Below are 21,862 nucleotides of genomic sequence, written 5' to 3' on the forward strand. Positions count from 1 at the left end.
CTCAGGCAAATAGCCGCTCGAGTGTGGCTTCGTAGATGCGGCTCAGGGTATCGAGGTCGTCGGCACGGATGCGTTCGTTGACCTGGTGGATAGTGGCATTGACGGGACCCAACTCGATCACCTGTGTGCCCAGTGTAGCAATGAAGCGACCGTCGGAGGTGCCGCCGGAAGTCGAGAGCGCCGGGCGGTGCCCGGTGATCGTCTCGCAGGCTTCCTGCGCGGCCTCGAGCAGCTCGCCCGCCGCGGTCAGGAAAGGCTCGCCGTTGAGCGTCCAGTCGAGCTGGTAGTCGAGCCCGTGCGCGGCGAGCTTTTGCTCGACCCGCTCGCGCAGCTGATCCTGGGTGACTTCGCTTGAGTAGCGGAAGTTGAACGTCACTTCCAGTTCGCCGGGGACGACATTGGTGGCGCCGGTCCCCGCGTAGAGGTTGGAAATCTGGAAGCTGGTCGCCGGGAAGAAGTCGTTGCCGGCATCCCACGGTTCGTTGACCAGCTCGGACAGCACCGGCAGCGCCTGGTGAATCGGATTGCGCGCCAGATGCGGGTAGGCGACGTGGCCCTGAATACCGCGCACGCGCAGCACGCCGCCCAGCGATCCGCGGCGGCCGTTCTTGATCACGTCGCCGAGCTGTCGGGTCGAGGAAGGCTCGCCGACGATGCAGTAGTCCAGCGGCTCGTGGCGCTCGCGCAGACGCTCGACGACCGCGCGGGTACCGTGGATTGCAGGCCCTTCCTCGTCGGCCGTGATCAGGAAGGCGATCCGGCCGTGATGATCGGGATGGGCGGCAACGAAGCGCTCGGCTGCCGTCACCATGGCCGCCAGGCTGCCTTTCATGTCGGCGGCGCCGCGACCGCAGAGAAAGCCGGCGTCATCGATGACCGGCTCGAACGGCGGATGATCCCATTCGCGCTCCGGGCCGCTGGGCACCACGTCGGTATGGCCGGCGAAGGCCAGCAGCGGGCCGTGCTGGCCGCGTGTCGCCCAGAAGTTTTCGATGCCGCCGATCGTCATCCGCTCGATCTGAAAGCCGATGTGCTCCAGGCGTTCGATCATCAGTGCCTGGCAGCCGTGATCGTCCGGGGTCACCGACGGTCGCTCGAGCAGTTCGAGCGCCAGCGCCAGCGTGGCCGAGCGGGCGGTAGACGGTGACGCTATCGTCCGTGACGCTTGAGACATGCCTTTCTCCAGGGCGGCCGACCGGCAGGGCCGGATCAATTGTGAGCGTGAAGGGATTCGTTGAGGGCGACTGCACTCTTGTTGGTGCGGCACTCCAGGCGACCGGTCACCGAGTGTCGCATGAACAGCAGATCGTCCTGGCCCGCGAGTTCCCGGGCAGCGACCGTTTGGACCGCCTCGCCCCGATCGTCGAGCACGGTGACCTTGGCGCCGGCCGTGACGTACAGCCCGGCTTCGACGGTGCAGCGGTCGCCCAGCGGGATGCCGAGGCCGGCGTTGGCGCCAATCAGGCAGTTTTCGCCGATCTTGATCACCACGTTGCCGCCGCCCGAGAGCGTTCCCATCGTCGAGCAGCCGGCGCCCAGATCCGAGCCCTTGCCGACGAACACGCCAGCGGAGATACGGCCTTCGACCATGCCCGGGCCTTCGGTGCCGGCGTTGAAGTTGCAGAAACCCTCATGCATGACCGTGGTGCCTTCGCCCAGGTGCGCGCCGAGACGCACGCGGGCGGTATCGCCGATGCGGATCCCTTTGGGCACGACGTAGTCGGTCATCTTGGGGAACTTGTCGACACAGTCCACGGAGAGCGGACGTCCGGCGAGACGGGCCTTGAGACGACGTGCCGGCAGCTCTTCGACATCGATGGCGCCTTCGTTGGTCCAGGCGATGTTCTTGAGCAGACCGAACATGCCGTCGAGCTTGACGCCATGGGGCTTGACCAGTCGATGAGAGAGCAGATGCAGCTTGAGATAGACCTCCGGCACGCTGGTCGGCGCGCGATCCTCATCCAGAAAGACCGCAACCAGCGGGCGCTGCGCGTCGGCAAAGGCCTCGGCGATGTCGGCCTGATCGTCGTCACCGGCGTCGCGCAACGCCGTCGCGAGCTTGGCGGTGTGTTCCGGCAGAAAGCTGACGACGTCGGCGGCTTCGTCGGCGCCCAGCGCCTGGCGTGCGGCCGTTACGAGGTTGTCGTCGGGCTGGTGCAGCGGTGCCGGATAGTAGATTTCGAGCCAGTCGCCCTGGCTGTTCTGGGTGCCGATTCCTAGCGCGAAGCTCAGCATCGCAGGTTCCTCATGATGGTCGAAAAGTCGTCGAGATCGTCAGTGCGGGCGGCATCGCTCGGGTCTCTCTCAAGAGACCAGCATGCTCAAGAGACCAGCGCGGCGTAGCGGTCGGCGTCGAATCCGACGATCAAGGTGTCTTCGCTGCCGCTCTCGGTATGCTGCCGGTCCGTTCGTTGCAGGATCGGGCGCTTGATCAGGGTCGGGTTGGCGAGCATCAGCTCACGGGCCCGCTCGGCGTCGAGTGGCTGCTTGTCCGCGGGGTCGAGCTGGCGCCAGGTGGTGCTGCGAGTATTGAGCAGCGTCTGCCAGTCGGCGCCGGCGAGGAAGGCATCCAGTTGCCGTGGATCGAGGCCATCCTCGCGCAGATCGTGAAATCGATACGCCACGTCCATCGCATCGAGTTGGCGCCGGGCCTTGCGGCAGGTATCGCAGGTCTTGATGCCGTAAACGGTGATGGTCATGTCACGAGCCCGTTGTGCGCTTCTCAGAAAGCGGCCGATTATAGGCGCCCGCGGACGGGAGCTCAAAAAATCGTCAGAAACGACGTTTGATATGACGGCAGACGCCCGAAGAAACGCTGCCAAGAACAGTGGCCGCCCATGGCGGCGAACAGACGGCTTCGCTGCCGCGGCGGCGTGCTACACGTCGAGCACCTCGTACAGGCGCGCCCGCAGACGCGCCTGGGCTTCCGGGTCGGTCAGCGGTTGCCCGCGCTTGTCGGTGATGAAGAAGACGTCTTCGACTCGCTCACCGAGGGTGGCGATCTTCGCCGTCGACAGGGCGATGTCCTGCTCCATGAAGATGCGACCGACGCGGGCCAGCAAGCCGGGGCGGTCGGGCGCGATCAGCTCCAGCGAGGTGCGGGCGTTGGCCGGGTCCTGCTCGATGATGACTTCGACCGGGACCCGAAAATGCTTCAGCTGGCGCGGGGTGTGGCGGCTGACGATCTGTGGATAGTCATCGGGATCGTCCAGCTCTTCCACCAGATGGCGACGAATCGTTTCCAGGCGCGCGGGATCGCGGATGGCGTCGTCGTCGTCATCCAGCAGGATGAAGGTGTTGAGCGTCCAGTCGTCGCTGGAGGTGGCGATGCGGGCATCGTGGATCGACAGGCCCAGCTGCTCGATGGCGGCAGCGGTGGCGGCAAACAGGTCGTCCGCCGAGCGGGTATGGATGAAGAGTTTGGTGCCGCCTTCGGTCATGTCCTCGCTGGGGGCGCTGACCAGGATCAACGGCAGATGATCGTCGTGATGGGCGAGGATGCCCTGGGTCTGCCAGGCGACTTCGCTGGAGGTGTACTGCAGGAAGTAGTCTTCGCCGAAGGTTTGCCACAGCCGGGTGACGCGTGCCACGTCGGCGCCGACTGCCCGCAGCAGCCCCAGTGCTTCCTGGCGGGTTTCGCTGACCCAGCCCTGGCGATCGACGGTGTTATCGAGGCCGCGGCGCAGCACGCGGCGAGTCTCGGTGTAGAGCTGGCGCATCAGCGACGCGCGCCAGCCGTTCCAGAGCGTCGGATTGGTGGCGCTGATGTCGGCGACGGTGAGTACGTAGAGGTAGTCGAGATGAGTTTCGTCGCGCACGGTGCGAGCGAAGCCATGAATCACGTCCGGGTCGGAAATGTCCCGCTTCTGGGCCGTCTTCGACATCAGCAGGTGATGTTCGACCAGCCAGGCGACCAGCCGGGTGTCCCAGTTCGACAGCGCATGACGGCGGCAGAACTCGGCGGCATCGACCGCGCCGAGCTCCGAGTGGTCGCCGCCGCGGCCCTTGCCGATATCGTGATAGAGCCCGGCGATCCACAGCAGCTCGAGCTTCGGCAGCTTTTGAATGACATCGATGGCAACGGTGTATTCGTCGGTGTCGCGCTCCTCGCGAAACCGTTGCAAGAAGCTGAGCAGGCGCAGGGTGTGCGCATCGACGGTGTAGATGTGGAACAGGTCGTGCTGCATCAACCCGATCGCCTCGCCGAACTCCGGGAGGTACTTGCCCAGCACCCCGTAGCGGTTCATGCGCGTGAGCTGGGTCGGCACGTCGCCGCCGCTGCGCAGCAGTTCCATGAACAGGCTCTGGTGGCGCAGGTCGTCGCGGAATGTATCGTCGATCAGATGGCGGTGATCGCGGATCTGGCGAATGGTGTCGGCGCGCACGCCCTCGATCTCCGGATGCTGGGCCATCAACAGGAACAGCTCGAGCAGCGCGTCGGGCCGATGCACGAAGACGTTGGGGTGGCGATGCTGGATGTAGCCGCCTCGAATTTCGAAGCGAGCGTTGATCGGCTTGATCGCCAGTGATTCGCCAGCGTGGAGAATCACTTCGTCGAAATGCTGCAGCAGCATGTCGTTGAGGCCGGCCAGGGCGGTGACGTGCCGGTAGTAGGCTTTCATGAACTGCTCGACGGCCAGTCGCTGCGGCGTGTCGACATAGCCGAACAGCTTGGCCAGAGAGCGCTGATGATCGAACAGCAGTCGATCTTCGGCACGGCCGGCGATCATGTGCAGGCCGTAGCGAACCTGCCATAGAAAGGCCTGACCCTGGCTCAGAATTCTGAGTTCGGCATCGTTCATGAAGCCCTGGGCGACGACATCCTCGTAGCGCAGCGGCCCGAAGTGGCGCTTGGCGACCCAGCCGATCATCTGAATGTCGCGAAGTCCTCCCGGCGCGCTCTTGAGATTGGGCTCCAGGTGATACTCGGAATTGTTGTGCTTGTAGTGACGAGTGATCTGCTCCTGCCATTTGCCCTCGAAAAACGCTGCCGACGACCACATCTGCTGGGTCGACAGGCGTGCTCTCATGGCTTCGCGCAGGCTTTCCGGTCCCGCCAGGGTCCGGGTTTCCAATAGATTGGTGATGATGGTGATGTCGCCGCGGGCCTCGCGTTCGCAGTCGGCGAGCGAGCGCACGCTCTGTCCGACCTCGAGACCGATATCCCACAGGAAGGTGATGAAGCCGGCCAGCGATTCGCGGTAGGGCGTGTCATCGTCGTGTCTCAGCAGCAACAGCAGGTCAATGTCGGAGTGGGGATGGAGCTCGCCGCGGCCGTAACCGCCCACCGCGAGCAGGGCGACGTTGGCATCCGGCCAGTCGAAACGCTCCCAGGCGACCTGCAGCAGCCGGTCCAGGCACCAGGCGCGGCCGTAGACCAGGTCGCGCACATCGGCGCCGTTGCGGAAGCGTTCATCCAGGCGATCGCGGATCGTCTGCAGTGCCTGCTTGAACAGCGGGATCGGGTGCCGTTCCAGCGCCAGCGCCTCGCGAAAGGCCGCTGCATCGAAAAGGGTCGTGTCCGGATGAAAGCGGTAGTGATGCAGCAGCATGCGGCGGGCGTCTCCCAGGGTGAAACGGTAGCGGGACGAAGCGGTGGCGGGGCGATCAAGCCTTCAGAAAGCTGAAGTCTTCATCGGAGCGGGCGGTCAGGACTTCCACCCCGGACGCGGTCACCAGCAGGGTGTGTTCCCACTGAGCCGACAGGCTCTTGTCCTTGGTGACCGCGGTCCAGCCATCCTTCAACACCTTGGTGCGATAGCCGCCGGCGTTGAGCATCGGCTCGATGGTCAGGCACATGCCCTCGGCGAGTTCGGCATCGGCCTCTTCGGCGTAACCGTCGTAGTGCAGCACCTGGGGTTCTTCGTGGAATCCGGCGCCGATACCATGGCCGCAGAAGTCCCGGACCACGGAATAGCCGGCTTTCTCGGCATGATCCTGGATGACTCGGGCGATGGTCGACAGCTTGACCCCCGGGCGAACCTCGGCGATACCTTTATACAGGCTCTCCCGAGTGACACGGCAAAGGCGCTCGCCCTGGATGGTATCGCCGATCACGAACATCATGCTGCTGTCGCCGTGGTAGCCGTCCGGCGTCTTCACGGTGATGTCGATATTCATGATGTCGCCGTTCTTGAGCTTCTTGTCGGCATCGGGGATACCGTGACAGACGACGTGATTGATCGAGGTGCAGATCGACTTCGGAAAGCCGTGGTAATCGAGGCAGGCGGAGACCGAGCCGAGCTCCTGAACGATGAAGTCGTCGCAGAGTCTGTCCAGTTCTTCGGTGGAAACGCCGACGCGCACGTGGGGCGTGATCATTTCCAGTACCGCGGCGGCCTGACGGCCGGCTTCGCGCATCTTTTCGATCTCTTCAGGCGTCTTGCGTGGAATGTTCATGCGTTCTCGCAATGGGGGGCGATGGGGAAGATGAAGAGTCGCGAAACAGGGTGGACGTCCCCCGGGATGCCGGGGTTAAGACGTCTGTCGGCTTCATCTTGCGTGCGTTCTATGGTATAAATCCGCGCGCTTGACTGCAATTGCCCGTCTATCAGTCCCGAAGACTGCCTGTCTGTCAGTCCTCGAGACGAGACGGTCAGGATGGCCTGCGACAGCATTCCATCGGCACGAGCGAGTAGCGACGACGGCATTCGAGTGAGTGCTGCGTCATAAAAAACACACACGCACCGGCACATGGTCCCGGGTGCCGCGTTGGCCTAGCCAAGCGGTCGGATCCATGGGGTGTGTGGAAGCCTAACCCGATTCTTCAGGAGTCATCATGGCACAAGTCAATATGCGTGACCTGCTCAAGGCAGGCGCACACTTCGGTCACCAGACCCGTTACTGGAACCCGAAGATGGGTCAGTACATCTTCGGCGCACGTAACAAGATCCACATCATCAACCTCGAGCACACGCTGCCGGCTCTGCTGGAAGCAACCAGTGTCGTCGAGAAGATGGCGTCTTCCAGCAACAAGATCCTGTTCGTCGGCACCAAGCGTTCCGCCAGCAAGATCATCAAGCAGGAAGCCAATCGTGTGGGTCAGCCGTTCGTCAACCATCGCTGGTTGGGCGGCATGTTGACCAACTTCAAGACCATTCGTCAGTCGATCAAGCGTCTGCGCGAACTCGAAAGCATGCGCGAAGATGGCACGTTCGAGAAGCTGACCAAGAAAGAAGTTCTGATGGCGACCCGCGAGCAGGACAAGCTCGAGCGTTCCATCGGCGGTATCAAGGACATGGGCGGCCTTCCGGACGCGCTGTTCGTGATCGACGTCGACCATGAGCGCATCGCGATCAACGAAGCCAACAAGCTGGGCATCCCGGTTATCGGTGTCGTCGATACCAACTCCAACCCGGATGGCGTCGATTACGTCATTCCGGGTAACGATGACTCCATTCGCGCCATCCAGATCTACGTTCAGGCCATCGCCGATGCCTGCGGCAAGGCGAAGGAAGGCAACCCCGACGAATTCGTCGAGGTGAGCGAGACTGACGAGACCAGCGAAACCAGCGACGCCGCCCAGTAAACGAGTTGGAAAACGGCGTCGAGTCTGCGCTGGGCGTGCCATCCAAGGGTGGCAATCGTCTGGCTGATACCGGCCAGATCAACAGCGCAGACTAAAAGGGGGCCCAAGAGCCCCCTTTTTACACCCGCGACGACGCACAGCTAGCGCCGTCGCTAGATGAAACCGCGATTCTCAGGGGTAGAACATGGCAGCTATCAGCGCTTCTCTAGTCAAGGAACTGCGCGAGCGTACCGGTCTCGGCATGATGGAGTGCAAGAAAGCACTGACCGAAGCCGATGGCGACATCGAGCGTGCGATCGAAGATCTGCGCAAGAACTCCGGCCTGAAGGCCGCCAAGAAGGCAGGCCGTATAGCCGCCGAAGGCGCGATCCTGACCCAGGTTGCCGAAGACGGCAGCTACGCCGCGATGCTGGAAGTCAACTCGGAAACTGACTTCGTGTCCCGCGACGACAACTTCCGTGGCTTTGCCAACAAAGTGCTGGCCAAGGTTTTCGAGACCAAGTCCGAAGACATTGCCGCGATCATGGATGGTGAGCTGGAAGACGCTCGCAACCAGCTGGTGCAGAAGATCGGCGAAAACATCTCCGTTCGTCGTGCGGTTGTCGTCGATGCGCCGGAAGGCGGTGTCGTCGGTGCCTACGTCCATGGTGATCGTATCGGCGTTCTGACCGTGCTCACGGGCGGCAACGCGGAAGTGGCCAAGGACATCTCCATGCACGTGGCCGCGATCAACCCGGTCGTCGCGCGTCCAGACGATATGCCGCAGTCACAGCTCGACAGCGAAAAGGCGATCATCCTGGCCCAGCCGGACATGGCGGGCAAGCCAGAGCAGATCGCTGAGAAGATGGTCCAGGGCCGTCTCAAGAAATACCTGGCGGAAAACAGTCTGACCGAGCAGCCGTTCGTCAAGGATCCGAACCAGACCGTCGCCGAGTATGCCAAGACGGCGGGCGGTGAAGTGGTCGGTTTCACACGCTTCGAAGTTGGTGAAGGTATCGAGAAGGAAGAAGTCGACTTCGCCAAGGAAGTGAGGGAACAGGCTCGCCGCAGCTAAGTCCGACAGGCTGCGTCTTGCAGGGCCAAGTTTCAAGCAGTGCCCGGAGCGGGGGCGTCAGGTATCATCCCCTGGCCTCGGCTCCATCCCATGGCGTGCGCGAAAGCGCACGCCATTGCGTATCCGGTAGATGAGAAGCCATCTAGCCGATTGCCGAACCGACTCGCTATCTCCAGGAGAGAGAGACATGACCGACGTCATCGACCGAACCGCCAAGCCCAGTGAGCGTGGCGATAAATCCGAGCGCGGTGATAAATCCAAGTACAAGCGCATATTGCTGAAGCTGTCGGGCGAGGCGCTGACCGGCGAGCAGGAGTTCGGTATCGATCCCAAGGTGCTCGATCGCATGGCACTGGAAATCGGGCAGCTGGTGGGTATCGGTGTCCAGGTCGGTATCGTGGTCGGTGGTGGCAATCTGTTCCGCGGCGCTGCACTGCACGCGGCGGGCATGGATCGGGTCACCGGCGATCATATGGGCATGTTGGCCACGGTGATGAACGCGCTGGCGATGCGTGACGCTCTCGAGCGCTCCAACATCCGCTCGCGGGTGATGTCGGCGATTCCCATGAGTGGTGTCGTCGAGCATTATGACCGCCGTTCCGCGATTCGCTATCTGACGTCCGGGGACGTGGTCATCTTTTCGGCGGGTACGGGTAATCCGTTTTTCACCACCGACTCGGCGGCTTGCCTGCGCGGTATCGAGATCGATGCCAACGTGGTGGTCAAGGCCACCAAGGTCGACGGTGTCTACGACAAGGATCCGGTCAAGCATCCGGATGCCGTCAAATATGAGCAGCTCAGCTACGATGACGTACTGGACCAGAAGCTGGGAGTGATGGATTTGACCGCCATCTGTCTGGTGCGTGACCATGACATGCCGGTTCGTGTCTTCGACATGACCAAACCTGGCGCCCTGTTGAATCTGGTGGTCGGTGGGCGAGAAGGCACGCTGATTGATTGAGGTTTAGGACATGATCGACGATATCAAGAAAGACGCTGGCGCGCGGATGCAGAAGAGTCTGGAAGCGCTCCAGAGCAATTTCCACAAGATCCGCACGGGGCGAGCACATCCGAGCATCCTCGACGCGGTCATGGTGGAGTACTACGGCAGTCACATGCCGATCAACCAGGTCGCCAACATCATCATCGAAGACGCCCGTACTCTGGCGGTGACGCCTTGGGAGCGTTCGATGGTTCAGAAGGTCGAGAAAGCGATCATGACGGCGGATCTGGGGTTGAACCCGGCCACCGCCGGCACCGTGATTCGCGTGCCGATGCCGCCGCTGACCGAGGAGACTCGCCGCCACTATATCAAGCAGGCGCGTGGCGAGGCCGAGAATGCGCGGGTGGCGATCCGCAACGTTCGGCGTGACGCCAATGGCGATCTCAAGACGCTGCTCAAGGATAAAGAGATCACCGAGGACGATCAGCGTCACGGCGAAGAGGAGATCCAGAAGTTGACCGACAAGCACGTCAGCGAAATCGATCGCCTTCTGGAAACCAAGGAACACGACCTGATGCAGGTATAAGGGTCGGGGCGCCCCGGTTCGTCCGCGGGCGCCACCAACCACCTGTCTTGCGAGCTATCATGACAGACATGCAGTCGCGTGACGCTCAGGCGCTGCCGTCGATTCCACGTCACGTGGCGATCATCATGGACGGCAATAACCGCTGGGCGCGCGCTCGGGGTCTCTCCAGCGCACAGGGGCATCGTGCTGGTGTGGAATCGCTGCGCGCGGTCATCCGGCGCGCGGCGGAGCGGCGTATCGAGACCCTTACGCTATTCGCCTTTTCCAGCGAAAACTGGCGCCGACCGTCGGCCGAGGTCAGTGCGCTGATGGAGCTTTTCATGCTGGTGCTCAAGCGTGAGGTCAGGAAGCTCCACGAAAACGGCATTCGACTCACCATCATCGGCGATCGTCAGCGCTTCTCGTCATCCTTGCGAAAGCATATGGAGCGTGCCGAAGCGCTGACGCGCGACAATTTCGGGATGCACCTCGTGGTGGCCGCCAACTACGGCGGTCGCTGGGATATCGCCTCTGCAGCCCAGCGCCTGGCGCGCAAGGTCGCCGATGGCACGATGAGTGCCGAAGCGATCGACGAGGCGGCGCTGGATCGGGAGATATGTCTGAGCCAGGAACCGCCGATCGACCTCTGCATTCGTACCAGTGGGGAACAACGAATTTCAAATTTCCTGTTATGGCAGTTGGCCTACGCGGAGCTCGTCTTTGCCCCTGAGCTGTGGCCCGACTTCGATGGATCGAGGTTCGACGCGGCGCTGGAGACCTATCAGCAACGTCAGCGCCGATTCGGCATGAGCCAACAGCAAGCCGAGGTTCAAGGTGCTTAGACAGCGCATCCTCACGGCGCTGGTTTTGGCGCCGCTGGCTCTGGCCGGCCTGTTCGGGCTCTCGGGCGGCAGCTTCGCCGCATTTACGGCATTGGTGCTGCTGCTCGGTGCCTGGGAGTGGGCTCGGCTGGCTGGTTTCGACGACCTCAAGCCTCGGCTGATCTATACCGTGGTGCTGGGGCTGGTACTGCTGATGGCCTGGTGGGCGGACTGGGTATCGGCGCAGTGGCCACTCTGGATTGCCGCTGCCGGCTGGCTGGCCAACGCCTGGTGGGTCTCGCGTTATCCCCAGGCGAGCGATCAGTGGCAGCCGCCGTGGCGTCGTCTCGCCATGGGTGGCTGGGTGCTGGTTCCTTGCTGGGTAGGGCTCTACCAGTTGCGCCAGGACGGCAGCGAGTGGTTGCTGTTCGTGCTGCTGCTGGTCTGGGTCGCCGACATCGGCGCGTACTTTTCCGGGCGCCGCTTCGGGCGTCGCAAGCTGGCGCCGCACGTCAGCCCCGGCAAGTCCTGGGAAGGAGTCTACGGCGGCTGGGTCGCGGTTGCCGTCCTGGTTTTCCTTTATGCGCTGTGGCTTTCGCTCGATCTTCATCAGACGCTGGCGCTGCTGGTCGTTGCGCTGGTGGTGGCTTTCGTCTCCGTCATCGGCGATTTGCTCGAAAGCATGCTCAAGCGCTTTCGCGGCCTGAAAGACTCCAGTCAGCTGCTGCCGGGGCACGGCGGCATTCTCGATCGTATCGATAGCCTGACCGCTGCCGTTCCGCTCTTCGCTCTGATTCGCCCCTGGCTGGGATAGCGCACCGATGCCTTCATCTTCTACCCGCAAGGTCACCCTGCTGGGGGCGACCGGTTCCATCGGTCGCAGCACCCTGGACGTGATCGCGCAGCAACCCAACGCCTATGAGCTTTATGCGGTCACGGCCCATCGCTCGCGCGAGGCGCTGCTCGATATCTGCCTGCGCTTTGCACCGACCCGGGCGGTGATCGGCACCGAGTCCGATGCCGAGTGGCTTCGAATGCAGTTGCGCGAGGGCGGGCGAGGCGATATCGACGTCAGTCATGGCGAGGCGGGGCTACTGGAGGTCTCGCGCGCCGCCGAGGTCGACACCGTGATGGCGGCGATCATCGGCGCGGCAGGGCTGCTGCCGACGCTGGCGGCAGTGGAGTCGGGCAAGCGCGTGCTGCTGGCCAACAAAGAGGCGCTGGTGATGTCCGGCGGGCTGTTCATGGACGCCGTGACCCGCCATGGCGCGACACTTTTGCCCATCGATTCGGAACATAATGCCATCTACCAGTGTCTTCCTATGCAGCATCGCGGCGGGCTGTCGCGACATGGGGTGTCGAGGCTGCTGCTGACCGCGTCGGGCGGGCCGTTCTGGAAATGGCCGTTGGCGGAGCTCGAAGCCGTCACGCCGGATCAGGCATGTGCGCATCCCAACTGGTCGATGGGCCGCAAGATTTCGGTCGACAGCGCCACGATGATGAACAAGGGCCTCGAGCTGATCGAGGCGTGCTGGCTGTTCGATGCGACGCCTGCACAGATCGAGGTGGTGGTGCATCCGCAGAGCATCGTCCACTCGATGGTCGGCTATGCCGATGGTTCGGTGCTGGCGCAGATGGGCAATCCCGACATGCGCACGCCGATCGCCTACGGGCTGTCCTGGCCGTCGAGGATCGAAGCTGGCGTCGAGCCGCTCGATCTATTCGCGATCTCGCGGCTCGATTTCGAAGCGCCGGACGAATCACGGTTCCCGTGCCTGCGGCTCGCCCGTGAAGCCATGCAGGCGGGCGGCACTGCGCCGGCGACGCTCAATGCGGCAAACGAGATCGCGGTACAGGCGTTTCTCGACGAGAAGCTCTCTTTCCTCGATATCGCCCGGCTGGTGGACGCCACGCTGGCGGCGACCGAGGTGCGCGCGGCGGATTCGCTCGACGTGGTATTGTGCGAGGATGCTCGGGCGCGACAACTGGCCGAGCGCCTGTTGCATCAACGGTCTTTCTAGAGGGGGCAGGCGTGATGGATGCGATCCAGAACGTACTGGCGGTCATTGTCGTACTCGGCCTGCTGATCACGTTTCATGAGTTCGGGCACTTCTGGGTGGCGCGGCGCTGTGGCGTCAAGGTGCTGCGGTTCTCGGTCGGGTTCGGCAAACCGCTGTGGTCGCGATTCGATCGCCAGGGTACGGAGTATGCCATCGCCGCGATTCCCCTCGGCGGCTACGTCAAGATGCTCGACGAGCGGGAAGGGCCGGTCGCGCCGCAGGAGCTGGATCGCGCGTTCAATCGCAAGAGCGTCTGGGCCCGGATCGCGATCGTGGCGGCCGGGCCCATCGCCAATCTGCTGCTGGCGCTGGTCGCCTACTGGGCGCTGTTCGTTTACGGCTCGACCACGGTGGCACCGGTCATCGGTGACGTGGCGACGGACTCGCTCGCGGCGCAGGGCGGTTTGCGCAGTGGCCAGGAGATCGTCAGCATCGACGGCCGCGAGACGCCGTCGTGGAACGAGGTCAATCTGCAGCTGATCTCGAAGATCGGTGCCGATGGCGAGCTGCAATTCACCACGCGAGACCCTTCGGGCGGCGCGACCCGGACACACGACGTACCGGTGCACCAGTGGCTGGTGCGCCAGGATCCGCCGCAGCCGATGTCCTCGCTGGGTATCACGCCATGGCGCCCCGAGGTGCCGGCGATACTGGGCCAAGTGCTCGAGGATGGCCCGGCGAGCCGTGCCGGGCTGCAGGCGGGAGACAGGATCGTCAGCGTCGACGGCAAGCCGGTCGGCGACTGGGTCGCCTTCGTCGATGTCGTGCGCAGCCATCCCGGTGCCGATCTCTCACTGTCGGTCGAGCGGGACGGTGCGGCTCGCAGCGTGTCGCTCACGCCGGAATCGAGGAAGGCCGAAGACGGCGAGAGCATCGGCTACGTCGGCGCAGCGTCGCAGACGGTCGAATGGCCGGAGTCCTATCGCCGCGAGATCCGCTACGGACCGGTCGCGGCGATCGGTCAGGCGCTGAGCAAGACCGGTGAAATGACCTGGCTGACCGCCGACTCGATTCGCAAGATGATCGTTGGCTGGATATCGCCCTCGAATCTGTCGGGGCCGATCACTATCGCTCGCATTGCCGGTGACTCGGCGCGTAGCGGGGTCGAGACCTTCGTCGGATTTCTAGCCTATCTGTCGATCAGTCTCGGCGTGCTCAACCTGCTGCCGATCCCGGTGCTCGACGGTGGCCACCTGGTCTATTATCTGATCGAGCTGATTCGGGGTAAGCCGGTGTCGGAAACGGCGCAAGCCATGGGGCTGCGCGTCGGGGTCGCCTTGGTGGGGTGTCTTATGGTGATGGCGCTCTACTTTGATTTGATGCGGCTGTAGTTATTGGGATGACGTGAGTGACAGCAGTGTAATGCGACGTTGGCGCAGCGGTTCGTCAGCGGTCGCCGCCGCAGTGGTGGCGCATGGAAAGACCCCGGGCATGGCGAGCAATGCGCTTGTCAGTCGTAGGGAGAAATGTATAAGGTGCCTGTTCGATACGCGGGCAGACCCCACAGAAGCGACTGATTGAATGAAACTCAAGACCATCGGATTGGCAGGACTACTGCTGGCCAGCTCTCCCGTTGCGCTGGCAGCACCTTTTGAGATTTCGGATATTCGTGTAGAGGGGCTGCAGCGCGTCTCGGCCGCATCCGTTTTCAACGCTTTCCCCGTCAGTGCCGACCAGTCGGTAGACGATCAGCAATTGGGCCAGGCGGCTCAGAAACTGTTCGATACCGGATTGTTCGACGACATTCGGCTCTCCCGTGACGGTGACGTGCTGATCGTCAACGTGGTCGAGCGGCCGTCCATCGCCGAGATCAACATCGACGGCAACTCCCAGATTTCCGATGACGATCTGCGCAAGGGTCTGACCGATGCCGGCCTCGCCGAGGGTCAGGTTCTGCAGCGCTCGACGCTCGAAGAGATGCAGCGCGAGCTGGAGCGTCTCTATCAGTCCCAGGGGCGTTACAGCTCGAACATCAAGACCTCCGTCGAGCAGCTCGAGCGCAACCGTGTCCGCGTCAACATCAATATCAACGAAGGTGAAGTCGCCAAGATTCGCCAGATCAACGTCGTCGGCAACGAGGCCTACGACGATGGCACCCTGAGCGACCTGTTCCAGCTCGAGGACAAGCCCGGCTGGTTCTTCGGCTGGTTCTCCGACGACGAATACTCCCGCGAGGCGCTTTCCGGCGATCTGGAAACGCTGCGCTCCTGGTATCTCGACCGGGGCTACGTCAACTTCGCCATCACCTCGACCCAGGTGTCGATCAGCCCGGACAAGTCACGAATCTTCGTCACCATCAACGTCGACGAGGGCAAGCGTTACAAGCTCGACAAGATCAACTTCGATGGCGATCTGAAAATCGACGAGTCGACCGCACGTTCGTTGGTGACTGCCAAGCCGGGTGAGTATTTCTCCCAGAGCAAGCTGACCGAATCCTCGGAAGCGTTGCGCCAGAAACTGGGTGCAGAGGGTTTTGCCTTCGCCGACATCAAGGCGGTGCCTACCGTCGATGACGCGGGCGATACCGTCGATATCACCTTCCGCGTCGATCCGGGGCGTCGCGCTTACGTGCGCCGGATCAACTTCGAAGGCAATACCACGACCCAGGATGAAGTGCTGCGACGCGAAATGGTGCAGATGGAAGGCGCGCCGGCTTCTACCGACCAGATCTCCCAATCGCGGCAGCGGCTCGAACGTCTCGGCTTCTTCAAGCAGGTCGATGTCGACACCCGCCCGGTCGCCGGTGAGCCCGACCAACTGGACGTGACCTACAACGTTCAGGAGCAGCCGTCGGGTTCGATCTCGGCCAGCGTCGGTTTCTCGCAGACCGCCGGTGTGATCTACGGGGCGGCGCTGTCCCAGAGCAACTTCCTGGGCACGGGTAACCGCGTCAATATCGGCGCGCAGCGAAGCGATACGTTCACCAATATCAACTTCGGCTTCACCGACCCGTACTGGACGCTCGACGGCATCTCGCGTGGCTACAACGTCTTCTATCGCGAGACCGATTACGAAGACTCCGATATCTCGACCTACTCGACCGATTCCTACGGCGGCAACATCAACTTCGGTTATCCGATCAACGATCTGTCGCGGCTGAACTTCGGTGTCGGGCTCGAGAATCTGTCGCTCGATACCTACGACGACACGCCTTCCGAAATCGTCAAGTACACCGACGACCAGGGCGAAGACTTCTTCAACTACAAGCTAACGGCGAGCTGGACCCGCAACAACCTGAATCGCGGGATCATGCCGACGTCCGGTAGCTACCAGCGGGTCTCGCTGGAAGCGGCGCTGCCGGGTTCGGATGCGGAGTACTACAAGCTGCGTTACCGCGGGCAGAAGCTGTTCGAGCTCAACCCGGACTGGTCGCTCAAGTTCGGCAGCAATCTCGGCTATGCCGATACCCTGGGGTCCAACGATCCTTATCCGTTCTACGAGAACTTCTACTCGGGTGGCCTAGGCTCGGTGCGCGGCTACACGGGGAATACGCTGGGGCCGAAGACCACCAAGCGCGGCGATGGCGACGACGACACCCTGGGTGGCAACATCCTGGTCGAAGGGTCGGCGGAGCTGATCTATCCGTTCCCGTGGATCGAGGATCGCCGTTCGCTGCAGACCAGCATTTTCCTCGACGGGGGTAATACCTTCCTCTCCGACTGCTACGAAGTGGTGCCCGGCGATGGCCCGTCCAGCTGTAACAGCGGTGTCAGTCTCGACGACCTGCGCTACAGCGTGGGCCTGGGGCTCTCCTGGCTGACGCCGGTGGGGCCGCTGACCTTCAGCGTAGCCAAGCCGTTGAACGAGGAAGATGGCGACGATCCGCAGGTGTTCCAGTTCTCGCTGGGGCAGACCTTCTAGCATCAGTGAATCACGGCACCTCGACGGTGCCGTGAGTTCGATCAGATAATTTCCAGATAGTCATTCAGATTCATTCCAAGGAGATGTCGCATGCGCAAGATCGCAGGAGTTCTCGGACTCGGTTTGTTGACCATGGTCTCCGTGCCAGCCATGGCCACGGAAGTGGGCGTGCTCGACTGGCGTGAAGCCTTGATGTCATCCGATTCCGCTCAGGCGTCGATGAATCAGCTGAAGAACCGTATTGGTGCGCAGCAGCAGCAGGCGCAATCGCTGAGCCAAGAGCTGCAGAAGCTTCAGCAGCGGCTGCAGAAGGACGGCGACGTGATGTCCGAATCCGAGCGCAATTCGGTGACGCAGCAGTTGCGCGAAAAGGGTGGCAAGTTCCAGGAGCTGCGGGGCCAGATATCCCAGGCGCAGAAGCAGGCCGAACAGCAGTATCTGAAAGGCGCCAAGCCCCAGCTCGATCAGGCGATCCAACGCGTCGTCGACGAGCATGACCTGGACATGGTGATCGACCGTGATGCCGTGGTCTATTCCGGTGATGGCCTCGATATCACCGATGAAGTGACGAAGATATTCAACTCGCTCAAATAATGGTTCAACCCGGCGCCCGTTCATGAACAGAGATGCTGCTACCTCCTACACGCTCGGCGAGCTTGCCGAGCGTCTAGATGCGCGCGTGGTCGGTGACGCCAATGTGCGTGTCAGCGGGCTGTCTACGCTGACCGACGCCGGTTCGACGGACCTGGCGTTTCTCGCCAACCGGGCTTACCTCAAGTATCTGGCAGAAACGCATGCGGGCGCCGTACTGGTCCACCCCGCGCACGGCGGGAGCTGCCCCTGTCCGCGGCTGGAACTGGACAATCCTTACCTGGGTTACGCCAAGCTGTCGCGGCTGTTCGATCCGCTGGTCAATCAGCCCTCTCGCGGGGTGCACTCGACGGCGTCGGTATCGCCGACAGCAACCCTCGGTGAGCGAGTCGAGGTCGGCGCCTACTGTGTCATCGAAGACGGCGCCGAGATTGCCGACGACTGCGTCGTTGGCGCCGGCTCCTTTATCGGTGCCGATACTCGCATCGGCACGGGCTCCCGACTGCATGCCAACGTCACGCTCTATCATGGCGTGCTGGTCGGCGAGCGCGCCATTCTCCACAGTGGCTGCGTCATCGGCGGCGACGGCTTCGGCTTCGCTCATGATGGCAAGCAGTGGGAGAAGATCGCGCAGCTGGGGGGTGTCATTCTGGGCGACGATGTCGAAGTTGGCAGCTGCTCCAGCATCGACCGTGGCGCACTGGGCGATACGTTGATCGGCAATGGCGTCAAGATCGATTCTCAGGTTCAGATTGCCCATAACGTGCAGATCGGTGATCACAGTGCGTTGGCGGGTTGCGTGGGTATCGCGGGGTCCACCAAGGTCGGCCGCCACTGCCTGCTGGGCGGCGGCGTCGGGCTTTCCGGACATCTGACCCTGACCGACGGCGTGCAGGTTACCGGCATGAGCCTGGTCACGAACTCGATTCTCGAACCCGGTATTTATTCCTCGGGGACGGGCTCGATGTCGAATAGTCAGTGGCGAAGAAACGCCGTGCGCTTCAAGCAACTCGACGAGATCGCCAAGCGTCTGACGCGTCTCGAACGCGATATTCGCGACACTTGACGGCTCTGGACGCCGTTCCCGGGCAATCTCGGTCGTGTGTCCGCAAGGCTGGCAGTCGTCAGGTGCGCCTGTATAATGCCCGCCCACACGGGTAACCCGCTTTTTCTGCCCGGTGCCTGCCCTCGGTCAGAGTCCTGCCCTTGGTCACAGTCCTGTTTTTGGCCGAGGCCCAGGGCAGGCATTTCGTTATTCTAGAGGTCGTATTGATGATAATGGACATCAACCAGGTTCGTGAGTATCTACCCCATCGTTATCCGTTTTTACTGGTAGATCGCGTGATGGAAATCACGCAGGGCGAGTCGATCGTTGCACTCAAGAACGTCAGCATCAATGAGCCTTTCTTTGACGGACACTTTCCGCACCATCCGATCATGCCCGGTGTGCTGATCATCGAAGCCCTGGCCCAGGCCTGCGGTATTTTAGGCTTCAAGACCGTCAACAAGATGCCCGCCGATGGCTACGTCTACTATCTCGTCGGCAGTGATAACGTGCGTTTCAAGCGTCCGGTCATGCCGGGCGATCAGCTGCGACTCGAAGCCAATGTCATCAAGGGCAAGCGGGGCATCTGGAAGTTTGCCTGCCGTGCCACGGTCGGCGGTGAGCTCGCCTGCGAAGCCGAAATCATCTGTGCCGAGAGGAAAATCGCTTGATCCATCCCTCCGCCATCGTCGACCCCACCGCCCGTCTGGCCGATGACGTCGAAGTCGGTCCCTTCAGCGTGATCGGCCCCGACGTCGAGATCGACGCCGGCTGCGTGATCGGACCGCACGTGGTGATCAAGGGTCCGACTCGTCTCGGCAAGCGTAACCGGATCTTCCAGTTCGCGTCGGTCGGCGAAGACTGCCAGGACAAGAAGTACGCCGGAGAGTCGACCCGGCTCGAAATGGGCGACGACAATGTCGTGCGCGAAAGCGTGACGATCCACCGCGGCACGATTCAGGATCGCGGCGTCACCACGATCGGACACCGTAATCTGTTCATGGCCTATTCTCACGTCGGCCACGACTGTCTGATCGGCAACGACTGCATTCTCGCCAACCAGGCCACCCTGGCCGGTCACGTGACGCTGGGTGATTTCGCGATCATGGGTGGGCTTTCGGCCATTCATCAGTTCGCCCACATGGGGGAACATTCCATGGCGGGCGGCGGTTCGATCATCTCGAAGGACATTCCCGCTTTCATCATGATCAACGGCAACCCGGCCGCCGCCCATGGCCTGAATTCGACCGGCCTGAGGCGCCGGGGCTTCTCGGAGGAAGCCGTGCGCGCGCTGAGTGAAAGCTATCGCCTGGTCTACCGCAAGGGGCTGACGCTCGAGCAGGCCATCAGCGAAATCGAGAGTCGCTTCTCGCTCGACGAGACGCGCCGCTTCGTCGACTCGCTGAGATCCTCCAAGCGCGGTATCACGCGCTAGACGTCATCTGGCCTGGCCTGGCGACTATTGGCTACTAACGACTACTAGTCGGGCCTTGCCTGTGAGGTTTCGGGCCGCCGGTTATCCAATCTGACCTTTTTCACAGGAGCCGGCGTATGCGCGTCTATCTGGTGGCGGGCGAGCTCTCCGGGGACATCCTCGGTGCCGGTTTGATGCAGGCACTGAAACGGCGCCACCCGGGGATCGAGTTTCGAGGCATCGGCGGGCCGCGCATGCAGGCGCAGGGGCTCGAGTCGCTCTACCCGCTGGAGACCCTGTCGGTCATGGGGTTGGTCGAGGTGCTGAAGCATCTCCCGGGACTGATCAAGATTCGCCGTCATCTCAAGCGTGACGCGCTGGCCTGGCGGCCCGATATCATGGTGGGCATCGACGCGCCGGACTTCAATCTCGACCTCGAGCGTCAACTGCACGATCACGGCATTCGCACCGCGCACTATGTCAGCCCGTCGGTCTGGGCCTGGCGGCAGGGCAGGGTCAAGACGATCGCCAAGGCGGTCGACGGGATGCTGACCTTCCTGCCGTTCGAAGCCGATTTCTATGCCGAGCACCGGGTGCCGGTCGCCTACGTCGGCCATCCGCTGGCCGACGAGATGCCGCTGGTCAACGATCGAGCGGCGGCCCGCGACGCGCTCGGACTCGCCCCAGGGGTGCCGACGTTGGCGGTGCTGCCGGGTTCGCGCAGCAACGAAATTCGGTTTCAGGGGGAGATGTTCCTGCGCGCGGCATCCGCGCTGCGCCAGCGTCTCGGCGCGCTGCAGGTGGCGATCCCGGCGGCATCGCCGGAACGACACCGCGAGCTCGAGGCGTTGCTCGAACAGTTTCCGGATCTCGCTGCCGAGACGCTGATCGTCGAGGGGCGCTCGCGTGAGGTGATGACCGCCGCCGATGCGGTGCTGCTGACCTCCGGCACCGCCGCCCTGGAGACCATGCTCTGCCATCGGCCGATGGTGGTCGCCTACCGCATGGCGCCGGCGACCTACTGGCTGGCGCAGCGGCTGGTCAAGACGCGCTGGATCTCGCTGCCCAATCTGATCGCCCAGGAGACCCTTGTGCCCGAGCTGATTCAGGAGGCAGCGACTCCCGAGTCGCTGGTCGAGACACTGCTGCCCTGGTTCGAGGACGAATCTCTACGCCTGGAGCTGGAGCGTCGTTTCGCCGGCCTGCACGCCGAGCTGCAGCGCGGCGCCAGCGAGCGAGCCGCCACAGCCGTGACCTCGCTGGCCGAGCACGGGACGCTGGACGTCCAGCCCGAAAGCGTTTGACGAGGGAAGCCATGCCATCGAAGTCTTCGACAACCGTCTGGCCGGAGATCATCATCGAGTACGATGGACACCTGATCGCCGGCGTCGACGAGGTCGGTCGAGGGCCGCTGGTGGGATCGGTGGTAGCCGCCGCCGTGATCCTGGACCCGGCCCGGCCGATCGAGGGTCTGACCGACTCCAAATGTCTCAGTGCCGCTCGCCGCGAGGCTTTCGATCTGCAGGTCCGCGAGCGCTCGCTGGCGTTCGCGATTGGCGAGGCGTCTCCGCGGGAGATCGATTCGCTCAACATCTATCACGCCACGCACCTGGCGATGCGACGGGCGATCGACGCGCTGCCGATCCCGGCCGAATATCTGCTCATCGACGGCAATCGGTTGCCCGGCCATGACTGTCCGGGGCAGGCCGTGATCAAGGGCGATCTGCGCCATCCGGCGATCAGTGCGGCGTCGATCGTGGCCAAGGTAGCCCGCGACGCGCAGATGATGGCGCTGGATGCGCGTCATCCGGATTATGGTTTCTGTCGTCACAAGGGCTACTCGACGCCGGAGCATCTCGATGCGCTGGCGCGGCTCGGCCCGCTGACGGAACATCGCTGCTCCTTCGCGCCGGTTCGCGAATGGCTGATGCCGGTGTAGCCGGCGGGCCTGTTAGAATCGAGCTGAGCGATTCGGCTGGG

At 62.8% G+C, this 21,862-nt stretch carries 20 protein-coding genes; 15 read left to right on the forward strand and 5 right to left on the reverse strand.

From position 1 onward, the window contains the following. Position 1: 1 nt before the first annotated feature. The 5 genes from dapE to map form a co-directional block, all read right to left on the reverse strand. Positions 2-1,174, reverse strand: a complete 1,173-nt coding sequence (dapE, locus tag BTW08_RS03205) for a succinyl-diaminopimelate desuccinylase (RefSeq protein WP_075561073.1) — start codon at positions 1,172-1,174, stop codon at positions 2-4. 35 nt (positions 1,175-1,209) lie between these two features. Beyond that, positions 1,210-2,235: a 2,3,4,5-tetrahydropyridine-2,6-dicarboxylate N-succinyltransferase gene (gene dapD / locus BTW08_RS03210; RefSeq protein WP_075561074.1), complete on the reverse strand. Its 1,026-nt coding sequence runs from the start codon at positions 2,233-2,235 to the stop codon at positions 1,210-1,212. An 86-nt stretch (positions 2,236-2,321) separates the two neighbouring features. Continuing rightward, entirely contained in the window at positions 2,322-2,699 is a 378-nt protein-coding gene (locus BTW08_RS03215; protein ID WP_075561075.1) for an ArsC family reductase, read from the reverse strand. A 177-nt stretch (positions 2,700-2,876) separates the two neighbouring features. After that, entirely contained in the window at positions 2,877-5,552 is a 2,676-nt protein-coding gene (locus tag BTW08_RS03220) for a [protein-PII] uridylyltransferase (protein WP_075561076.1), read from the reverse strand. A gap of 55 nt (positions 5,553-5,607) precedes the next feature. Beyond that, the gene (gene map / locus BTW08_RS03225; RefSeq protein WP_075561077.1) at positions 5,608-6,399 is read right to left on the reverse strand and encodes a type I methionyl aminopeptidase; all 792 of its coding nucleotides are present in this window, start codon (positions 6,397-6,399) and stop codon (positions 5,608-5,610) included. Positions 6,400-6,778: 379 nt separating this feature from the next. On the opposite strand from map, the gene rpsB reads away from it, so the two are divergent. From rpsB to rnhB, 15 genes are all read left to right on the forward strand, one after another. Continuing rightward, complete coding sequence (gene rpsB / locus BTW08_RS03230) at positions 6,779-7,528, forward strand: 30S ribosomal protein S2 (RefSeq protein ID WP_075561078.1); 750 nt, start codon at positions 6,779-6,781, stop codon at positions 7,526-7,528. A 184-nt stretch (positions 7,529-7,712) separates the two neighbouring features. Continuing rightward, the gene (gene tsf / locus BTW08_RS03235; protein ID WP_075561079.1) at positions 7,713-8,582 is read left to right on the forward strand and encodes a translation elongation factor Ts; all 870 of its coding nucleotides are present in this window, start codon (positions 7,713-7,715) and stop codon (positions 8,580-8,582) included. A gap of 187 nt (positions 8,583-8,769) precedes the next feature. Continuing rightward, a complete protein-coding gene (pyrH, locus tag BTW08_RS03240) occupies positions 8,770-9,543 on the forward strand; it encodes a UMP kinase (protein WP_075561080.1) in 774 nt (257 codons plus the stop codon). Positions 9,544-9,553: 10 nt separating this feature from the next. Further along, positions 9,554-10,111, forward strand: coding sequence for a ribosome recycling factor (gene frr, locus BTW08_RS03245; RefSeq protein ID WP_075561081.1), 558 nt, complete (start codon positions 9,554-9,556; stop codon positions 10,109-10,111). A gap of 59 nt (positions 10,112-10,170) precedes the next feature. Then, positions 10,171-10,932, forward strand: a complete 762-nt coding sequence (gene uppS / locus BTW08_RS03250) for a polyprenyl diphosphate synthase (protein ID WP_075561082.1) — start codon at positions 10,171-10,173, stop codon at positions 10,930-10,932. Further along, positions 10,925-11,725 (forward strand): phosphatidate cytidylyltransferase, encoded by an 801-nt coding sequence (locus BTW08_RS03255; RefSeq protein WP_075561083.1) that lies wholly within the window; start codon positions 10,925-10,927, stop codon positions 11,723-11,725. Before uppS ends, BTW08_RS03255 begins: the two co-directional genes overlap by 8 nt. Positions 11,726-11,732: 7 nt before the next feature. Beyond that, entirely contained in the window at positions 11,733-12,932 is a 1,200-nt protein-coding gene (gene ispC, locus BTW08_RS03260; RefSeq protein WP_075561084.1) for a 1-deoxy-D-xylulose-5-phosphate reductoisomerase, read from the forward strand. 14 nt (positions 12,933-12,946) lie between these two features. Further along, positions 12,947-14,302 (forward strand): sigma E protease regulator RseP, encoded by a 1,356-nt coding sequence (rseP, locus tag BTW08_RS03265; protein ID WP_075561085.1) that lies wholly within the window; start codon positions 12,947-12,949, stop codon positions 14,300-14,302. A gap of 190 nt (positions 14,303-14,492) precedes the next feature. After that, positions 14,493-16,832, forward strand: coding sequence for an outer membrane protein assembly factor BamA (gene bamA, locus BTW08_RS03270; protein WP_245392202.1), 2,340 nt, complete (start codon positions 14,493-14,495; stop codon positions 16,830-16,832). A gap of 90 nt (positions 16,833-16,922) precedes the next feature. Continuing rightward, positions 16,923-17,426 (forward strand): OmpH family outer membrane protein, encoded by a 504-nt coding sequence (locus BTW08_RS03275; protein ID WP_075561086.1) that lies wholly within the window; start codon positions 16,923-16,925, stop codon positions 17,424-17,426. A gap of 22 nt (positions 17,427-17,448) precedes the next feature. Continuing rightward, positions 17,449-18,489: a UDP-3-O-(3-hydroxymyristoyl)glucosamine N-acyltransferase gene (gene lpxD, locus BTW08_RS03280; protein ID WP_075561087.1), complete on the forward strand. Its 1,041-nt coding sequence runs from the start codon at positions 17,449-17,451 to the stop codon at positions 18,487-18,489. 206 nt (positions 18,490-18,695) lie between these two features. After that, positions 18,696-19,139 carry a 3-hydroxyacyl-ACP dehydratase FabZ gene (gene fabZ / locus BTW08_RS03285; RefSeq protein ID WP_075561088.1) on the forward strand — a complete coding sequence of 148 codons (444 nt, stop codon included), beginning with the start codon at positions 18,696-18,698 and terminating at the stop codon, positions 19,137-19,139. Next, a complete protein-coding gene (gene lpxA, locus BTW08_RS03290) occupies positions 19,136-19,903 on the forward strand; it encodes an acyl-ACP--UDP-N-acetylglucosamine O-acyltransferase (RefSeq protein ID WP_075561089.1) in 768 nt (255 codons plus the stop codon). The genes fabZ and lpxA overlap by 4 nt, the downstream gene beginning before the upstream one ends. Before the next feature lie 116 nt (positions 19,904-20,019). Further along, positions 20,020-21,186, forward strand: coding sequence for a lipid-A-disaccharide synthase (gene lpxB / locus BTW08_RS03295; RefSeq protein ID WP_075561090.1), 1,167 nt, complete (start codon positions 20,020-20,022; stop codon positions 21,184-21,186). An 11-nt stretch (positions 21,187-21,197) separates the two neighbouring features. After that, entirely contained in the window at positions 21,198-21,821 is a 624-nt protein-coding gene (gene rnhB / locus BTW08_RS03300) for a ribonuclease HII (RefSeq protein WP_075561091.1), read from the forward strand. Positions 21,822-21,862: the final 41 nt, after the last annotated feature.

Source organism: Salinicola sp. MH3R3-1 (assembly GCF_001937155.1).
Classification (GTDB): Bacteria; Pseudomonadota; Gammaproteobacteria; order Pseudomonadales; family Halomonadaceae; genus Salinicola; species Salinicola halophyticus.